Source organism: Denitrobacterium detoxificans, assembly GCF_015062615.1.
GTDB classification, from domain to species: Bacteria; Actinomycetota; Coriobacteriia; order Coriobacteriales; family Eggerthellaceae; genus Denitrobacterium; species Denitrobacterium detoxificans_A.
Window position 1 is genome coordinate 1 of record NZ_SUUH01000010.1, and the last position, 13317, is coordinate 13317.

10 protein-coding genes are annotated in these 13317 nt (G+C 58.3%); 9 read left to right on the plus strand and 1 reads right to left on the minus strand.

Features of this window, described 5'->3' with window-relative positions; translation table 11 throughout:
* Window positions 1-210: 210 nt before the first annotated feature.
* The gene (locus E7002_RS09315; protein ID WP_303728639.1) at window positions 211-762 is read left to right on the plus strand and encodes a LemA family protein; all 552 of its coding nucleotides are present in this window, start codon (window positions 211-213) and stop codon (window positions 760-762) included.
* Between the two features lie 55 nt (window positions 763-817).
* On the plus strand, window positions 818-1213 hold the full coding sequence (locus tag E7002_RS09320) for a guanylate cyclase (RefSeq protein ID WP_303728640.1): 396 nt from the start codon (window positions 818-820) through the stop codon (window positions 1211-1213).
* Here the strand turns inward: E7002_RS09320 and E7002_RS09325 are convergent.
* Window positions 1143-3233 carry a YgiQ family radical SAM protein gene (locus tag E7002_RS09325; protein WP_303728642.1) on the minus strand — a complete coding sequence of 697 codons (2091 nt, stop codon included), beginning with the start codon at window positions 3231-3233 and terminating at the stop codon, window positions 1143-1145. The genes E7002_RS09320 and E7002_RS09325 overlap by 71 nt on opposite strands.
* A gap of 113 nt (window positions 3234-3346) precedes the next feature.
* On the opposite strand from E7002_RS09325, the gene E7002_RS09330 reads away from it, so the two are divergent.
* The 7 genes from E7002_RS09330 (at window position 3347) to E7002_RS09360 (ending at window position 12906) form a co-directional block, all read left to right on the plus strand.
* Window positions 3347-4396, plus strand: a complete 1050-nt coding sequence (locus E7002_RS09330) for an inorganic phosphate transporter (protein WP_303728643.1) — start codon at window positions 3347-3349, stop codon at window positions 4394-4396.
* A gap of 72 nt (window positions 4397-4468) precedes the next feature.
* Entirely contained in the window at window positions 4469-5383 is a 915-nt protein-coding gene (locus E7002_RS09335; RefSeq protein WP_303728644.1) for a hypothetical protein, read from the plus strand.
* A 112-nt stretch (window positions 5384-5495) separates the two neighbouring features.
* Entirely contained in the window at window positions 5496-6068 is a 573-nt protein-coding gene (locus tag E7002_RS09340; RefSeq protein WP_303728646.1) for a manganese efflux pump MntP family protein, read from the plus strand.
* A gap of 47 nt (window positions 6069-6115) precedes the next feature.
* On the plus strand, window positions 6116-6583 hold the full coding sequence (locus E7002_RS09345; RefSeq protein WP_303728647.1) for a GNAT family N-acetyltransferase: 468 nt from the start codon (window positions 6116-6118) through the stop codon (window positions 6581-6583).
* A 131-nt stretch (window positions 6584-6714) separates the two neighbouring features.
* A complete protein-coding gene (gene eno, locus E7002_RS09350; protein WP_066663513.1) occupies window positions 6715-8007 on the plus strand; it encodes a phosphopyruvate hydratase in 1293 nt (430 codons plus the stop codon).
* Window positions 8008-8183: 176 nt separating this feature from the next.
* The gene (locus tag E7002_RS09355) at window positions 8184-10739 is read left to right on the plus strand and encodes an RNA helicase (protein ID WP_303728649.1); all 2556 of its coding nucleotides are present in this window, start codon (window positions 8184-8186) and stop codon (window positions 10737-10739) included.
* Window positions 10740-10965: 226 nt separating this feature from the next.
* Window positions 10966-12906 (plus strand): MDR family MFS transporter, encoded by a 1941-nt coding sequence (locus E7002_RS09360; RefSeq protein WP_303728651.1) that lies wholly within the window; start codon window positions 10966-10968, stop codon window positions 12904-12906.
* Window positions 12907-13317: the final 411 nt, after the last annotated feature.

Genomic DNA, 13317 nt, shown 5'->3' on the forward strand with positions numbered 1-13317 from the left:
TCGAATTCTTCAGCAGCTGCGTTCAGCCCATACTCAAAGGATGTCGCAATATCTCCTAACTTACGCTGTTCCCAAGCGTAAGTAATGCATGTGGATGGGTGGGTAGGGTCTAGCGTTTCGCATTCCTTAGCAGCCCCTTCCACTTCTTTGTATCATCCCAGTTGGCACGTGCTAAAATGACCTCAATGTAATTCGAGGGAAGGGTCTCTCATGGTGGCAATTATCATTCTGGTCGTTGTCGTTGTGCTGGTGCTCATCGTTATCGGGCTGTTCAACAACCTGGTGAAGTTGCGCAACGCCGTCGACAATGCCTGGGCTCAAATCGACGTCCAGCTCCAGCGTCGTCTCGATCTCATTCCGAACCTGGTGGAAACCGTGAAGGGCTACGCCGCGCATGAAAGCAAGACGCTGCAGGCGGTTACCGAAGCGCGTACGGCATGCATGAACGCCGGCTCTCCCGAGGAAAAGATGGAAGCGAGCAACGCGCTTTCCGATACGCTGAAGAACCTCTTTGCCGTCAGCGAGGCGTACCCCGACTTGAAGGCGAACCAGAACTTCATCGCGCTTCAGCAGGAGCTTTCCGAGACGGAAGACAAGATCAGCTACATGCGCCAGAGCTTCAACGACACGGTTATGAAGTACAACAACGCTATCCAGACGTTCCCGGGCGTGCTCGTGGCGGGCCCCATGGGCTTCACGAAGCGTCAGAGCTTTATCGCCAACGTTGGCGCCGATGTTGCTCCCCAGGTGAGCTTTAGCTAGGTCAACCGAATCATGGCCGCGCGCTTGTGTGGCCACGTAGTAGAAAGGAAGCGGAATGGTTGCACGTCTCTCGCGGATCATTCCGCTTCTCGTTGTTCTGGCGATCGTCGCGGCGGTCATTTACCTTGTGGCCGCATGGCGTTATTCGCCCAATCGCGCAAAGATTATCCTCATTCGCGCGTTCACCGTCATCACGGGTGTCATTTCGGGTTTCTTTGTTTTGGCAACGGCCTATGCCGCCTTCGAGCAGAACTGGACGGCGGTCGAAATCGCTGCATCGTTCCTGGCCGTGGGCCTTATCGGCCTGGCCATCACGCTCATCTGCCGTTGGGTGTTCCTGCGGCATCATCCTAACTATCAGCAGGAGGCCGTTCCCACGACTACCGTTTCTTCGGGCGGCCTGCTCCGCGCCGTGCTTCAGCGCCTGTTGGCTTCCTTCCTGCGCCGCTAGCTCCGCCATTGCGGCGGTTACCTTGGGTTTTGCTTCCTTGTTTCGAGCTCGTGTTGCGCGACGTGCGCTTGTCGTTGCGTGTGCTGCCCGAACGCCGCTCGCCGCGTGAGCCGTTTGCATGCTGCGACCCACCGTGCTTGGCCTGCGCGCCCTTGCCTTTGCCGTGGCCACGCCCTGCCTGTCCGGGCTTTCCGCCATGCTGCGCGTTCTTGCCGCCCTTCGGCCCCTTCGCGTCTGCGGGTCGCACCAAGCATTTCGCATCGAACCCAATAAGATCCTCGCGTCCTGCCTTTATGAGCGCCTCGCGCACGAGGGCGTGGTTCTTTGGGTTGCGGTACTGAATGAGCGCGCGCTGCAGCGCCTTTTCATGCGGGCTGGTGGCGCAGTACACGTGCTCCATGGTGCGCGGGTCGAGCCCCGTGTAGTAGATGCACGTGGATACCGTGGATGGCGTGGGGTAGAAGTCGCTTACCTGTTCGGGGTTGAACCCTAGATCGCGGCAGAATTCCGCCAGTTCAACGGCTTCCTTCAGCGTGCTGCCGGGGTGGCTTGACATCAGGTAGGGCAATACGTACTGCTCCTTGCCGGCTTGCTTGCTTGCGCGGTTGAACTCGCGTACGAATTGCTCGTACATGGCGTGCGGTGGCTTGCCCATGACGTTCAGCACCGTCTCGCTGATGTGCTCGGGAGCCAAACGCAACTGACCGCTCGTGTGGTGCGCAGCCAGTTCTCGAATGAACGTGTGGTCGCTGTCGAGCACGGCGTAATCGAAGCGGATGCCGCTGCGGATGAACACCTTTTTCACGCCAGGTAGCGCCCGCAGCTCGCGTAGCAGCTGCACGTAGTCTTCGTGCGTCACGCGTAGTTGCTTGCAAGGCTTCGGCGAAAGGCAGCGACGATTCGTGCAAGCGCCGGCCTTTTCCTGCTTGGCGCATGCGGGAATGCGGAAGTTCGCGGTAGGGCCGCCCACGTCGTGAATGTAACCCCTGAACTCGGGGTCCTTCGTCATTTCGCGCGCTTCTTCCAGGATGGATTCGTGGCTGCGTGCCTGGATGATGCGTCCCTGGTGGAAGTTGAGCGCACAGAATGCGCATTCGCCTAGGCAGCCACGATTGCTAGCCAGCGAAAACTTCACCTCGCGGATAGCTGGAATGCCGCCAGCAGCTTCGTAGCTGGGGTGATACGTGCGCTCGTAGGGCAGGCGATACACCGCGTCCAACTCTTCGGTGGTAAGCGGCGTGGCGGGTGCGTTCTGCACCACGTATACATCGTGGTCGTAGGGTTCTACCAGCGTATGAGCCGAATACGGGTTCAAGTTGCGACACTGCTCGCCGAAGCTGCGCGCGTATTCCTCCTTGTTATCCAGCATGCTCTGGTAGCTGGGAAGCACAATGGGCTCGTATAGATGCTCTAGGCTGCGCGTGCGGAATACGGTGCCGGGAATGAACGTGAGGTCGTGCACGGAAAGCCCCGATGCCAGCGCGTCGGAGATCTCCACCACCGAATGCTCGCCCATGCCATACGAGATGATGTCGGCGCCCGAATCCAGCAGAATGGACCGCTTCAGCTTGTCCGACCAATAGTCGTAATGGGCCAGGCGACGCAGGCTTGCCTCGATACCGCCCAAGATGATGGGCGTCTCTTTGTATGTACGGCGAATGAGGTTGCCGTATACCACGCAGGCGTGATCGGGGCGCAGGCCCATTTCGCCGCCAGGGGAGTAGAAGTCGTTCTTGCGGCGTCGCTTTGCCACCGTGTAGTGGTTCACCATGGAATCCATGTTTCCGGCGGAGACGATGAATCCCAGGCGAGGCTCGCCGAACACGTTGATGCTTTCGGGGTCGCGCCAATCGGGTTGGCAGATGATGCCCACGCGATAGCCATGCGCTTCTAGCAGGCGCGAGATGATGGCCATGCCGAATGACGGGTGGTCAACGTATGCGTCGCCGCATACGTACGCGAAGTCTACGGCATCCCAGCCGCGCTCGCGCATGTCGGCGTACGTCATAGGTAGGAACATGCTTCTCCTTCGTGTCTGTTCGGCGAATGGCTCTAGACGAATCTTTCGCTTTGCTATACTAATGCAGCTCTCAGATATTTGCCGCTGGCGCGGCAATATGCGAAAGGTAAACGTTGGATTTATCTCTAGCGGCCGTAATTGGCCTTATGGCAACTTATCCTGCTCTCGCCATCATTATCGTCCTCGTGATCGGCGTGACGCTTGTCTCGGGCGCAACCGACGCGCCCAATGCTATCGCTACCGCCGTAGCCACGCGCGTCCTTAGCCCCGGCGTCGCCCTTACGTTGGCGGCCGTCTTCAACTTCATTGGCCTCATCGGCATGACCTATATCTCTACTGCCGTTGCCCACACCATGTTCTCCATGGTTGATTTCTCGGGCGATACGCATCAGGCGCTCATGGCGTTAATGGCCTCCATGATTGGCTCCATCGCATGGGGCGTGTTCTGCTGGTTCTTCGGCATTCCGTGCTCGAAGTCGCATTCGCTCATTGCGGGCATCACCGGTGGCGCCGTTGCCGTGAACGGTTGGGCGGGCGTCGTTCCCGCCGAATGGGCCAAGGTTGTCTATGGTCTGCTCTTTTCCCTGTTTGCGGGCTTTTTCCTGGGATGGTTGAACACGAAGCTCGCCGCGAAGTTCCTTTCGGGCGTCGATAGGCGCAAGGGCAATCGCGTTGCCGATATCCTGCAGGACATCTTCGCATGCATGCTGGCCTTTCTGCATGGCGCCCAAGACGGTCAGAAGTTCATGTCCATCGGCCTCATGGGCATGGCCATGGCAATGGGCATGGAGTCTACGGGGTCCGATGGCTTCCCCATATGGCTCATGATCATCTGCTCTGCGGCCATTTCCCTGGGTACGTTCATCGGCGGCAAGCGCATCATCAAGTCGGTTGCCATGGACATGGTGGCCATGGAAAAGTACCAGGGTGCTGCCGCTTCGGCCTCCACCGTCATCACGCTGTTCATCTCCAGCATCACGGGTATGCCCGTTTCCACCTCGCATTGCTCCACTTCGGCCATTATGGGTGTGGGTGCGGGTAAGAATCTGCGTGGCGTGAACTGGGGCATTGCGCGTAGCATGGTGCTCGCCTGGGTCATTACGTTCCCCGCATGCGGCATCATTGGCTTTGCGCTTGCGCGCGTTTTCATGCTCTTCTTCTAGTGCGCCCAGCCTCCGCTCTCTTCTCGTTTGGGGTATCCTTGTAGCAGGGATAGTTCGACGAAGGGGGCAACCATGTCGAATTCTGAAACCGCTTCACCTTCTCAGCAGCCTGGCAATGCGCAGGGGCAGCCGCCCGCGAATGATGCGCAGCAGCAAGGTGCGCTCAATCAGGCTGGTCAAGCACCTGCACAAGCACCTGCGTCCAACACGCCGGGCATCGAGCATTTGGGCTACGCCGGCATGGACATCCCCATCTTTCGCCAGTCCAGCAACGACTTGTTTGTAGCGCTTCAGCCTCCACAGGCGTTGCCGTATGTCATGGCACCTCATGGCATGCCTCCCCAGCAGATCGTGGATTTCTTTGCCGCCCACGTTCCCGAAGTGGAGGACATGCGTGCGAAGATGATCAAGCGATTCCAGAAGAGCCCGTCCATGAAGTGCCTGTATCGCACGGGCGACGTAGCCTACGTCATGGGGCGCCCGTTCATGCTGCACGTCAACCCGCTGAAGATGGGCGGCGGCATGAGCGGCAAGCATCGTGCCACGCGTGGGCGTGCCACGGTGAAGTTCGAAGCAAATACCGACATCAGCAAGCTCACGCTCTATGTGGTGAATCCACGCAGCTACGACCAGGTGCGCACCGCATTTCTCTCGTATGCCAATCGCGTCATCATGAATAACGCAGTGGGCCTGGTGGGCACGTGCATGCAGGGCCTGGCGGAAGAACCGCCTGCCCAGCCTCTTGCCGTGCGCATGAAGCCGTTGCGTCATGGGTGGTCGCATTACGAAAATGGCTGTCTTTGGCTTTCCGACGAGCTCGTGGCCTATCCGGTTGATTGTCTGGTCTGGGCCATTTGGACTGGCCTAATGCCGCTTGCCACCAAGCCAGAGGCACAGCAGCAGGAATACCTTGCATCCATGTTGCCGGGTTGGAAGCGTGCGAGCGAGATTCTTGCCAATAGGGAAGAGCCGTTCAGCAACCAGTAAGCCTTACCTGCCTTTCGGATTCCCTCTGTTTGATTGACATGGCCGCCGTTTTTCGTTGCGCGTGGGGGATAATACCCCGTTGCAGGCGTATGGGATGCGGAAGGAATGTACGGTGAATTATGTCGAGATTGCCCTTATAGGCGTGGGCCTGTCCATGGACGCATTTGCCGTGGCCATTTGCAAGGGCCTTGGCATGAAGCGCGTCAATATGCGCCATGCCTTGGTGATCGCCTTGTTCTTCGGCGGCTTTCAGGCGCTGATGCCGTTTCTGGGCTGGGCACTGGGCACGCAGTTCGCTTCGCTTGTGGAGCCGGTGGACCATTGGATTGCCTTTGGCCTGCTTTTGTTCGTGGGTGGCAAGATGCTGTGGGATGCCTTCCACGAAGACGACGACCAAGACGAAAACGAGTTTCGCCTCGACATCCCCGAGCTATTCATGCTTGCCATCGCCACGTCCATCGACGCTCTGGCCGTGGGCGTTTCCTTCGCCTTTCTTCGCGTCGATATTGCGCCTGCTATTTCCATCATCGGATGCATTACCTTTGCGCTCTCGCTCGTGGGCGTCGTGGTGGGTAATCGTTTCGGCGCGCGCTACGAGCGCCCCTCCACCATTGCGGGAGGTATTGTGCTGATTCTCCTCGGGTTTAAGATACTCCTTGAACATCTGGGGGTTTTGGTGCTATAGGGTACATTTATGAATTGATGGCACGTTCGTGTGAGCGGGTGGTAGACATGGCGACGCAGTTTCGCTTTGCTGAGGAGAAGGATGCAGGCAAGGTCCTGTATTTCATACAGCGTTTCGCCGACTTCCAGAAGTCGGGTGATTCCGTTGTGGCCACCGAAGAATTGCTGCGCACCTGGATGTTCCAGCACAAGGCTGCCGAGGCCTTCTTCGCCATGGAGGGCGAAAAGGAAATCGGATTCGTGCTGTTCAATCATGGTTTTTCGGCCCACAAGGGTCGTCCTTCCATCTATCTGGAATGCATCTACGTACTGCCCGAATATCGTGGCATGGGCGTAGGCACCGAACTCATGCACGAGCTTTCCCGCATTGCCCGCGAGCGCGATTACGTGCGCGTGGAAGGCTGTGCTCCCGATTGGAATCCTGGTTCGGGTCGTTTCTACAATAGTCTGGGAGCCGAAGAGCTGAATGGCTGGACGCTCTATCGCATTCAGGGCGAAGCATTAAGCCAGCTCTAACGCACTTTTTGTGTGTAGTGCGCGGGTGGCATCCGCTCACCTGCCTCAACCATCCGCTTAGCGGATTTTCGTCGTCTCCGTGTGCTATCATGGGCGGGTTGTTACCTGTTCTCGATTCTTAGGAGACGAACATGAGCATCATCATCGATGCATACGGTCGCGAAGTTCTCGATTCGCGCGGCAATCCCACGGTTGAAGTCGAAATCCTGCTGGAAGACGGTTCCATGGGTCGCGCTATGGTTCCCTCGGGCGCTTCCACTGGCCAGTTCGAAGCGGTTGAACTGCGCGATGGCGACAAGGATCGCTACATGGGCAAGGGCGTCCTTACGGCTGTCGACCACGTGAACACCGAAATCGCCGATTTGCTGGTGGGTGCCGAAGCCACCGATCAGCGCGCAATCGACGAGGCTATGATTGAACTCGACGGCACCGACAACAAGGGCCGTTTTGGTGCAAACGCCATTCTGGGCGCTTCGCTTGCCTGCGCTCGCGCTGCTGCCGAAAGCGCTGAGCTTCCGCTGTACAAGTACGTTGGCGGCGTGCATGCGCATACGCTGCCCACGCCTATGATGAACATTCTGAATGGCGGTGCTCATGCCGACAACAACGTCGACTTCCAGGAATTCATGATCATGCCCGTTGGCGCCTCCACGTTTGCCGAGGCCCTGCGTTGGTGCGCTGAAATCTACCACACGCTGAAGAAGGTCCTGCATGAGGCCGGCCTGGGTGGCGGCGTAGGTGACGAAGGCGGTTTTGCCCCGAACTTCAAGACCAACGAAGAGCCCCTGCAATATATCGTGAAGGCTTGCGAAGCCGCTGGCTACAAGCCTGGCGAAGACATCATGTTCGCCATGGACCCCGCGTCCAGCGAATACTACGACGCCGAAAAGCAGAAGTACGTGCTGGCTGGCGAAGGCCGCGAGTTCACCAGCGCCGAAATGGTCGACTACTGGGAGGCACTGGTTGCCAAGTATCCCATCATCTCCATCGAAGACGGCATGGCCGAAGAAGACTGGGATGGTTGGAAGATGCTCACCGAGCGCATCGGCAAGAAGGTCCAGCTGGTAGGCGACGACCTGTTCGTTACCAACTCCCAGCGTTTGGCCAAGGGCATCGAACTGGGTTGTGCTAACGCCATCCTCATCAAGGTGAACCAGATTGGTAGCCTCACGGAAACGCTGGAAGCCATCGAAATGGCCAAGGAAGCCGGCTACGCCTGTGTCATGAGCCATCGTTCCGGCGAAACGGAAGACACCACCATCGCCGACCTGTCCGTTGCATGCAACACTGGCCAGATCAAGACGGGTGCTCCCTGCCGTAGCGACCGCGTTGCCAAGTACAACCAGCTGCTTCGCATCGAAGAGCAGCTCGATACGCAGGCTCGTTACGCTGGCATCAACGCCTTCTACAACATCGAGCGCTAAAGACTCCTTGCGTGGCGCTTGCGCTTATGCGTGAGCATCACATGGGTTTAGCAGTCACCTGCTATACTGGGCACCCCGACGGCACGGTCGTCGGGGTGCTTTTGCATTCGATGCGGTGGTTGCGCTTCGCGCAATGCGCTGCTTTTTGGTATCCCCATAGATGGGAAGGAACGATGATGGAAGACGCCGATCGCACGGGGTCGTTGGGACGGCTTGCCGACCGCTTGTGGAATAACCCGGATACCTCCGAGGACGACATTCTGGAGTCGTTCCTCGAGTGGTGTGCCGAGGAGGGGCTTGAATTGTGGCCTCATCAGGAAGAGGCGGTTCTGTCTCTTGCCGCGGGCGACCACGTTATCCTGGGTACGCCTACGGGAAGCGGCAAATCGATGGTGGCGCTCTTCCAGCACTTTCTGGCGCTGGCACGTGACGAGCGCAGCTATTACACGGCCCCCATCAAGGCGCTGGTCAGCGAGAAGTTCTTCAATCTGGTGAATTACTTTGGGCGTGACTACGTGGGCATGATTACGGGTGACGTGCGCATTAACACGGAAGCGCCCATCATCTGCTGCACGCAGGAGATCCTGGCGAACGATGCGCTGCGTCTGGGTCCCGATGCCGACATTGCCCGCGTAGCCGCCGACGAGTTCCACTTCTTTGCCGATCCCGATCGTGGCTGGGCGTGGCAGGTGCCCTTGCTTGTGCTTCCGCATACGCAGTTTTTGCTGATGAGCGCCACGTTGGGTGACACTGCGCATATTCGCGGCGCGCTCGAGGCGCATGAAACGCGTGCGGTTAGCTCCGTCGTGAACGCGCAGCGTCCCATCCCCTTGGAATACGAGTACGTGGATACTTCGCTCGAGGGTACCGTTGAGATTGCCATACGCGACGGGCAAACGCCGCTCTACATCGTTCATTTTTCGCAGGATGCGGCGCTTACGAGTGCGCAGGCGCTTGCTTCCATGGGTTTTACCACGAAGGAACAGCGTGCCGCCATTCGCGAGGCGTCGAAGGGGACGCGATTTACTACGGCGTTTGGCAAGACGCTCAAACGCCTGCTCGATTGCGGCGTGGGCGTGCATCATGCGGGCATGCTTCCGCGGTATCGCCTGCTCGTGGAAAAGCTCGCTCAGCAGGGACTCTTGCCCATTATCTGCGGCACCGACACGCTGGGTGTGGGCATCAACGTGCCCATCCATACGGTTGTTCTAACGCAGCTCACCAAATTCGACGGTCATCGCATGCGTCGTTTACGCGCTCGTGAGTTTCACCAGATTGCCGGTCGCGCTGGTCGTTCGGGGTTCGACACCGAGGGCTTGGTCATCGCTCTTGCGCCTGAGCACGAGATCGAGAATGCGCGCCTTATGGCGAAGGCGGGCAACGACGAGAAGAAACGTCGCAAGATCAAGAAGAAGCAGCCGCCCGAGGGCTTTGTGAACTGGAATAAGGGAACGTTTGAGAAGCTCATCGCGGCTCAGCCCGAGCCGTTGGCTCCTCGCCTGCGCATCACGCATTCCATCGTGCTTGCCGAGGTTATGCAGGGTGGCGACGCATGGGCACGCGTTTCGGATATGGTGGAACGTTCGTTGCAGACGCCGCAAGAGAAGGTTGATCTCATGACGCGTGCGGGCGAGATTTTCGCCACGTTGCAGGCAGCGGGCGTCGTGGAATGCGTAAAGGGCGAAGACGACGCAAACGAATGGCGCACGACGGTGGACCTTCCCGATGATTTTGCGCTTGATCAGCCGCTTTCTCCGTTCTTGCTGGCTGCTCTCGAGTTGCTCGACCCCGAAGACCCCGATTATGCGCTCGACGTCATCTCCATGGCCGAGGCCACGTTGGAAGACCCTCGTCAGGTGCTACGCGCGCAGGAACGTCGCGCACGCGACAAGGCTATGGCTGTCATGAAGGTCGAGGGCATCGAATACGAGGAGCGCCTGGAGCGCATCGCTGAGGTTACGTACCCCAAGCCGCTCGAGGAATTGCTCGACTCCGCGTACGCGCGTTATTGCGAGGACGTGCCCTGGGCGCGTGACTTCTCGCTTTCGCCCAAGTCCATCTTGCGCGACATGGTGGAAACGGCCGCGAACTTCAAGGGATACATTTCGGGCTTGGGGATTGCTCGCAGCGAGGGCCTGTTGCTGCGCTATCTTTCCGATGCGTATCGCGTCATGGCGCGCACGCTTCCCGAAGACAAGCTCAATGACCAGCTCCTCGACATCATTAGCTGGCTTGGGTTCATGGTTCGCTCCATCGACAGCAGCTTGGTTGACGAATGGGAGGCCGCTGGCACGCTCGATGGGGAAGAGGCGGGTGCGCCCTTGGCGGCGGATGCCGTAGTTGCCGACAGGCGTGCCGTTACGCTTCTCGTGCGAAACGCCCTGTTCATGCGCGTTCGCCTGGCTGCGGCTGAGCACGTGAAGGAACTGGGCGCGCTCGATGGCGACTGGGGATATTCCGCCCGCGCGTGGCAGCAGGCGCTCGATGCGTACTTCGATGCGCATGAGGAGATCTTGCTCGATGGCGATGCGCGGAGCGTGGCGTATTTCCAGCTTGATGATGCCGACGAGCGTACCGATCACGTATGGCATATGCGCCAGACGTTTCGCGATGAAAACGACGACCGGGATTTTGCCATCTGGTGCGACGTCGACCTGGATGCTACGCAGGAGGCGGGCGAGGCCGTATTCACGAATTACCGCGTAGGCTTCATCGAGGAACTGCTTGCGTAGGCTTGCTCTTCCTTTGCATGGATCCTTTTCGAATGCCCCTGTTGCATACAGCAGGGGCATTTGTGCCAAATGTTGTCCCATGATGGAGCAGATATGGCAAATATGACAGGCGGGCAACGGGTGTGGAGCTCGTTTGGGAACGAGTTAGAGTACACGTAGAACATCTGGCGGCATATGCCGCCTTTTTTAATGCGCGTGTTTGGAGCGCGCAAGGGAAGGATCGTGTATGGGGTTAACTCGTAAGCAGAAAATGATGGTTGCAGTGTTGCTGTCGGGCGCGTTGATAACGGTGCTCAACATGACGCTGCTTTCGCCCGCTCTTCCGCATATTATGGCCGACCTGCAGGTCGATGCCACGACGGTTCAGTGGTTGACCAGCGGATATGCATTGGTTGAGGCGTGTGTCATACCTATGAACGCCTATCTCGTGGGGCGTTTCTCTACGCGTAAGTTGTTTATCGGCGGCATCGCGTGGTTCGCCTTGGGAAGTTTGGTTGCTGCGCTTGCGCCGGCGTTCCCCTTCTTGCTGCTGGGTCGCGTCATGCAGGCTATGGCAACGGGCGTCGTAATGCCCATGGTGTTTACGCTTATTCTGCTGGTGTTCCCACGTGAGAAGCGCGGTAGTGCCATGGGCGTAATTGGCCTGATCATCGCTTTTGCTCCCGCCATCGGCCCTTCGCTTTCCGGCATTCTTGTCGACAACGTGGGCTGGCGTATGCTCTTCATCATCGTTACGGTGTTGGCCGTGTGCGTTGTGCTGTTGGCGTGCTTTGCGCTCGAGAATAGCGGCGAGTTCGAACGTGCTCCGTTCGACGCGCCTTCAGTCCTGCTCATGACTGCGGGCATGGTGTCTTTGCTGTATGGCCTGTCTACGTTCAGCAGCAGCGACAACCTCGTGCTAACGGGGGCGTTGGTTGTGGTTGGCCTTATGCTTCTGGGTTTCTTCGTTCGCAGACAGCTCAAGCTTGATGTTCCCATGTTGCGCGTGCAGGTGCTCGAGTCGCGCAAGTTCCGCACGGTCGTGATTCTCATTGCCATGCTTCAGGCGTCGCTTGTGGGCGGCGAGGTTATCGTTCCCATTTACGTTCAGCAAGTGCTGGGCGGTACCGCAACCATTTCGGGTCTTATCATGCTGCCAGGTGCGATTATCGGCGCGTTCTGCGGGTTGGCCGCTGGTCGCTTGTTCGATCGGTTTGGCGTTCGCCGCGTGGTCGTTCCCGGCGCCATTGCCATCGCGGTTGCGGGTTTCATGTACACCACGTACGCCCAGGATACATCGTTCCTCTTCGTGACCTTTGCCTTTACGTGTATGGTTATTGGCATCCAGTTCCTCATTACGCCGCTGAACACCTGGGGCGTCAATTCGCTGGATAACAAGGTCATCCAGCATGGCAACTCTCTTTCGTCTACCACGAACCAGGTGGGCGCGTCGTTTGGCACGGCGCTCATCGTCAGCCTAACGGGTGTGGGTGCTGCGATGGCGCCCGCGGGCTCCGATGCTCTTGCCGTAGTGTATGCGGGTGAGCACGTTGGCTTTATGGGCATGTGTGTCATGCTGCTTATCGTTGCGACATGCATCATCGTCTTCGTGCGCGATCGTGCCGGCGAAAAGGCGCCGGAGGTGTCTACGCAGGTGGGGGATGTGCCGGGCATCGATCGTCCGTGGCTCGTGTCCGACCTTATGAATGCCGGTTCCGCCTTCCTGCGTGAAGGCGCCACGGTACGTGACGCCATTGCCGAAATGGCGCGCACCGAAACGAGTGGCCTTCCCATCGTGAATCAGCAGAATGTCGTTATCGGGTTCGTATCCGACGGGGACATTCTGAAGTATCTGTCGCGACAGAGCGGTTTCTATACCGACGGCACCAATTACTTCCAGCTGGTTGAATTGCAAGAGCTGCACGACCGCTTCCGTGACCTTATTGATCTCGACGTCATGCGTATCGCAACCAAGAACGTTATCAGTGTGCAGGATGGCGACGAAGCCGAGACGGCGTTCAAGACGCTTTCCGAGAAGCGCTTCAAGAAGCTTCCCGTTGTGCATGATGGCCATCTGGTAGGTGCGATCTCTCGTAGGAACATCATTAGTATGCTTACTCATTTCGAGCCGATGCAGGCTGAGGGCAACGAGGCAGCGCCCCGTCAACTTGAACCTGCGGGTGCGTAGCGTGACGCCTTGCATATATAGGTAAAACATCGAAACAGGTAGGTTCTGCCCAGGGGCCCGCATGCGTACAAGGAGCATGCGGGCCCTCCACTTATATATAGGAATAGAAAATGGGGTAGCGTAATGGGCATTCCATACGGCGCATGCAAGGGCTTTTGCCTGGGTCGTTTGCTATATCAAAAGGCTCGTTCATGGGGCATCCACAAAACAGCGCCGCAGGTCAAAAGGTCGTTTTCCCAGGATAGTCCATACCACGCCCCCGGGTGTTTGTGCACGCTTCGTGTACCTGAAAATAAGGCTTGCATCCGGGCCGGGGTATCCGTAATATATCAACTCGCCGCTTCGAACGGAGCAAGTTCGGAGGGGCGGCGGCGGAAGCCGCCGGAGGACCTTGAAAACCGGATACTGCGA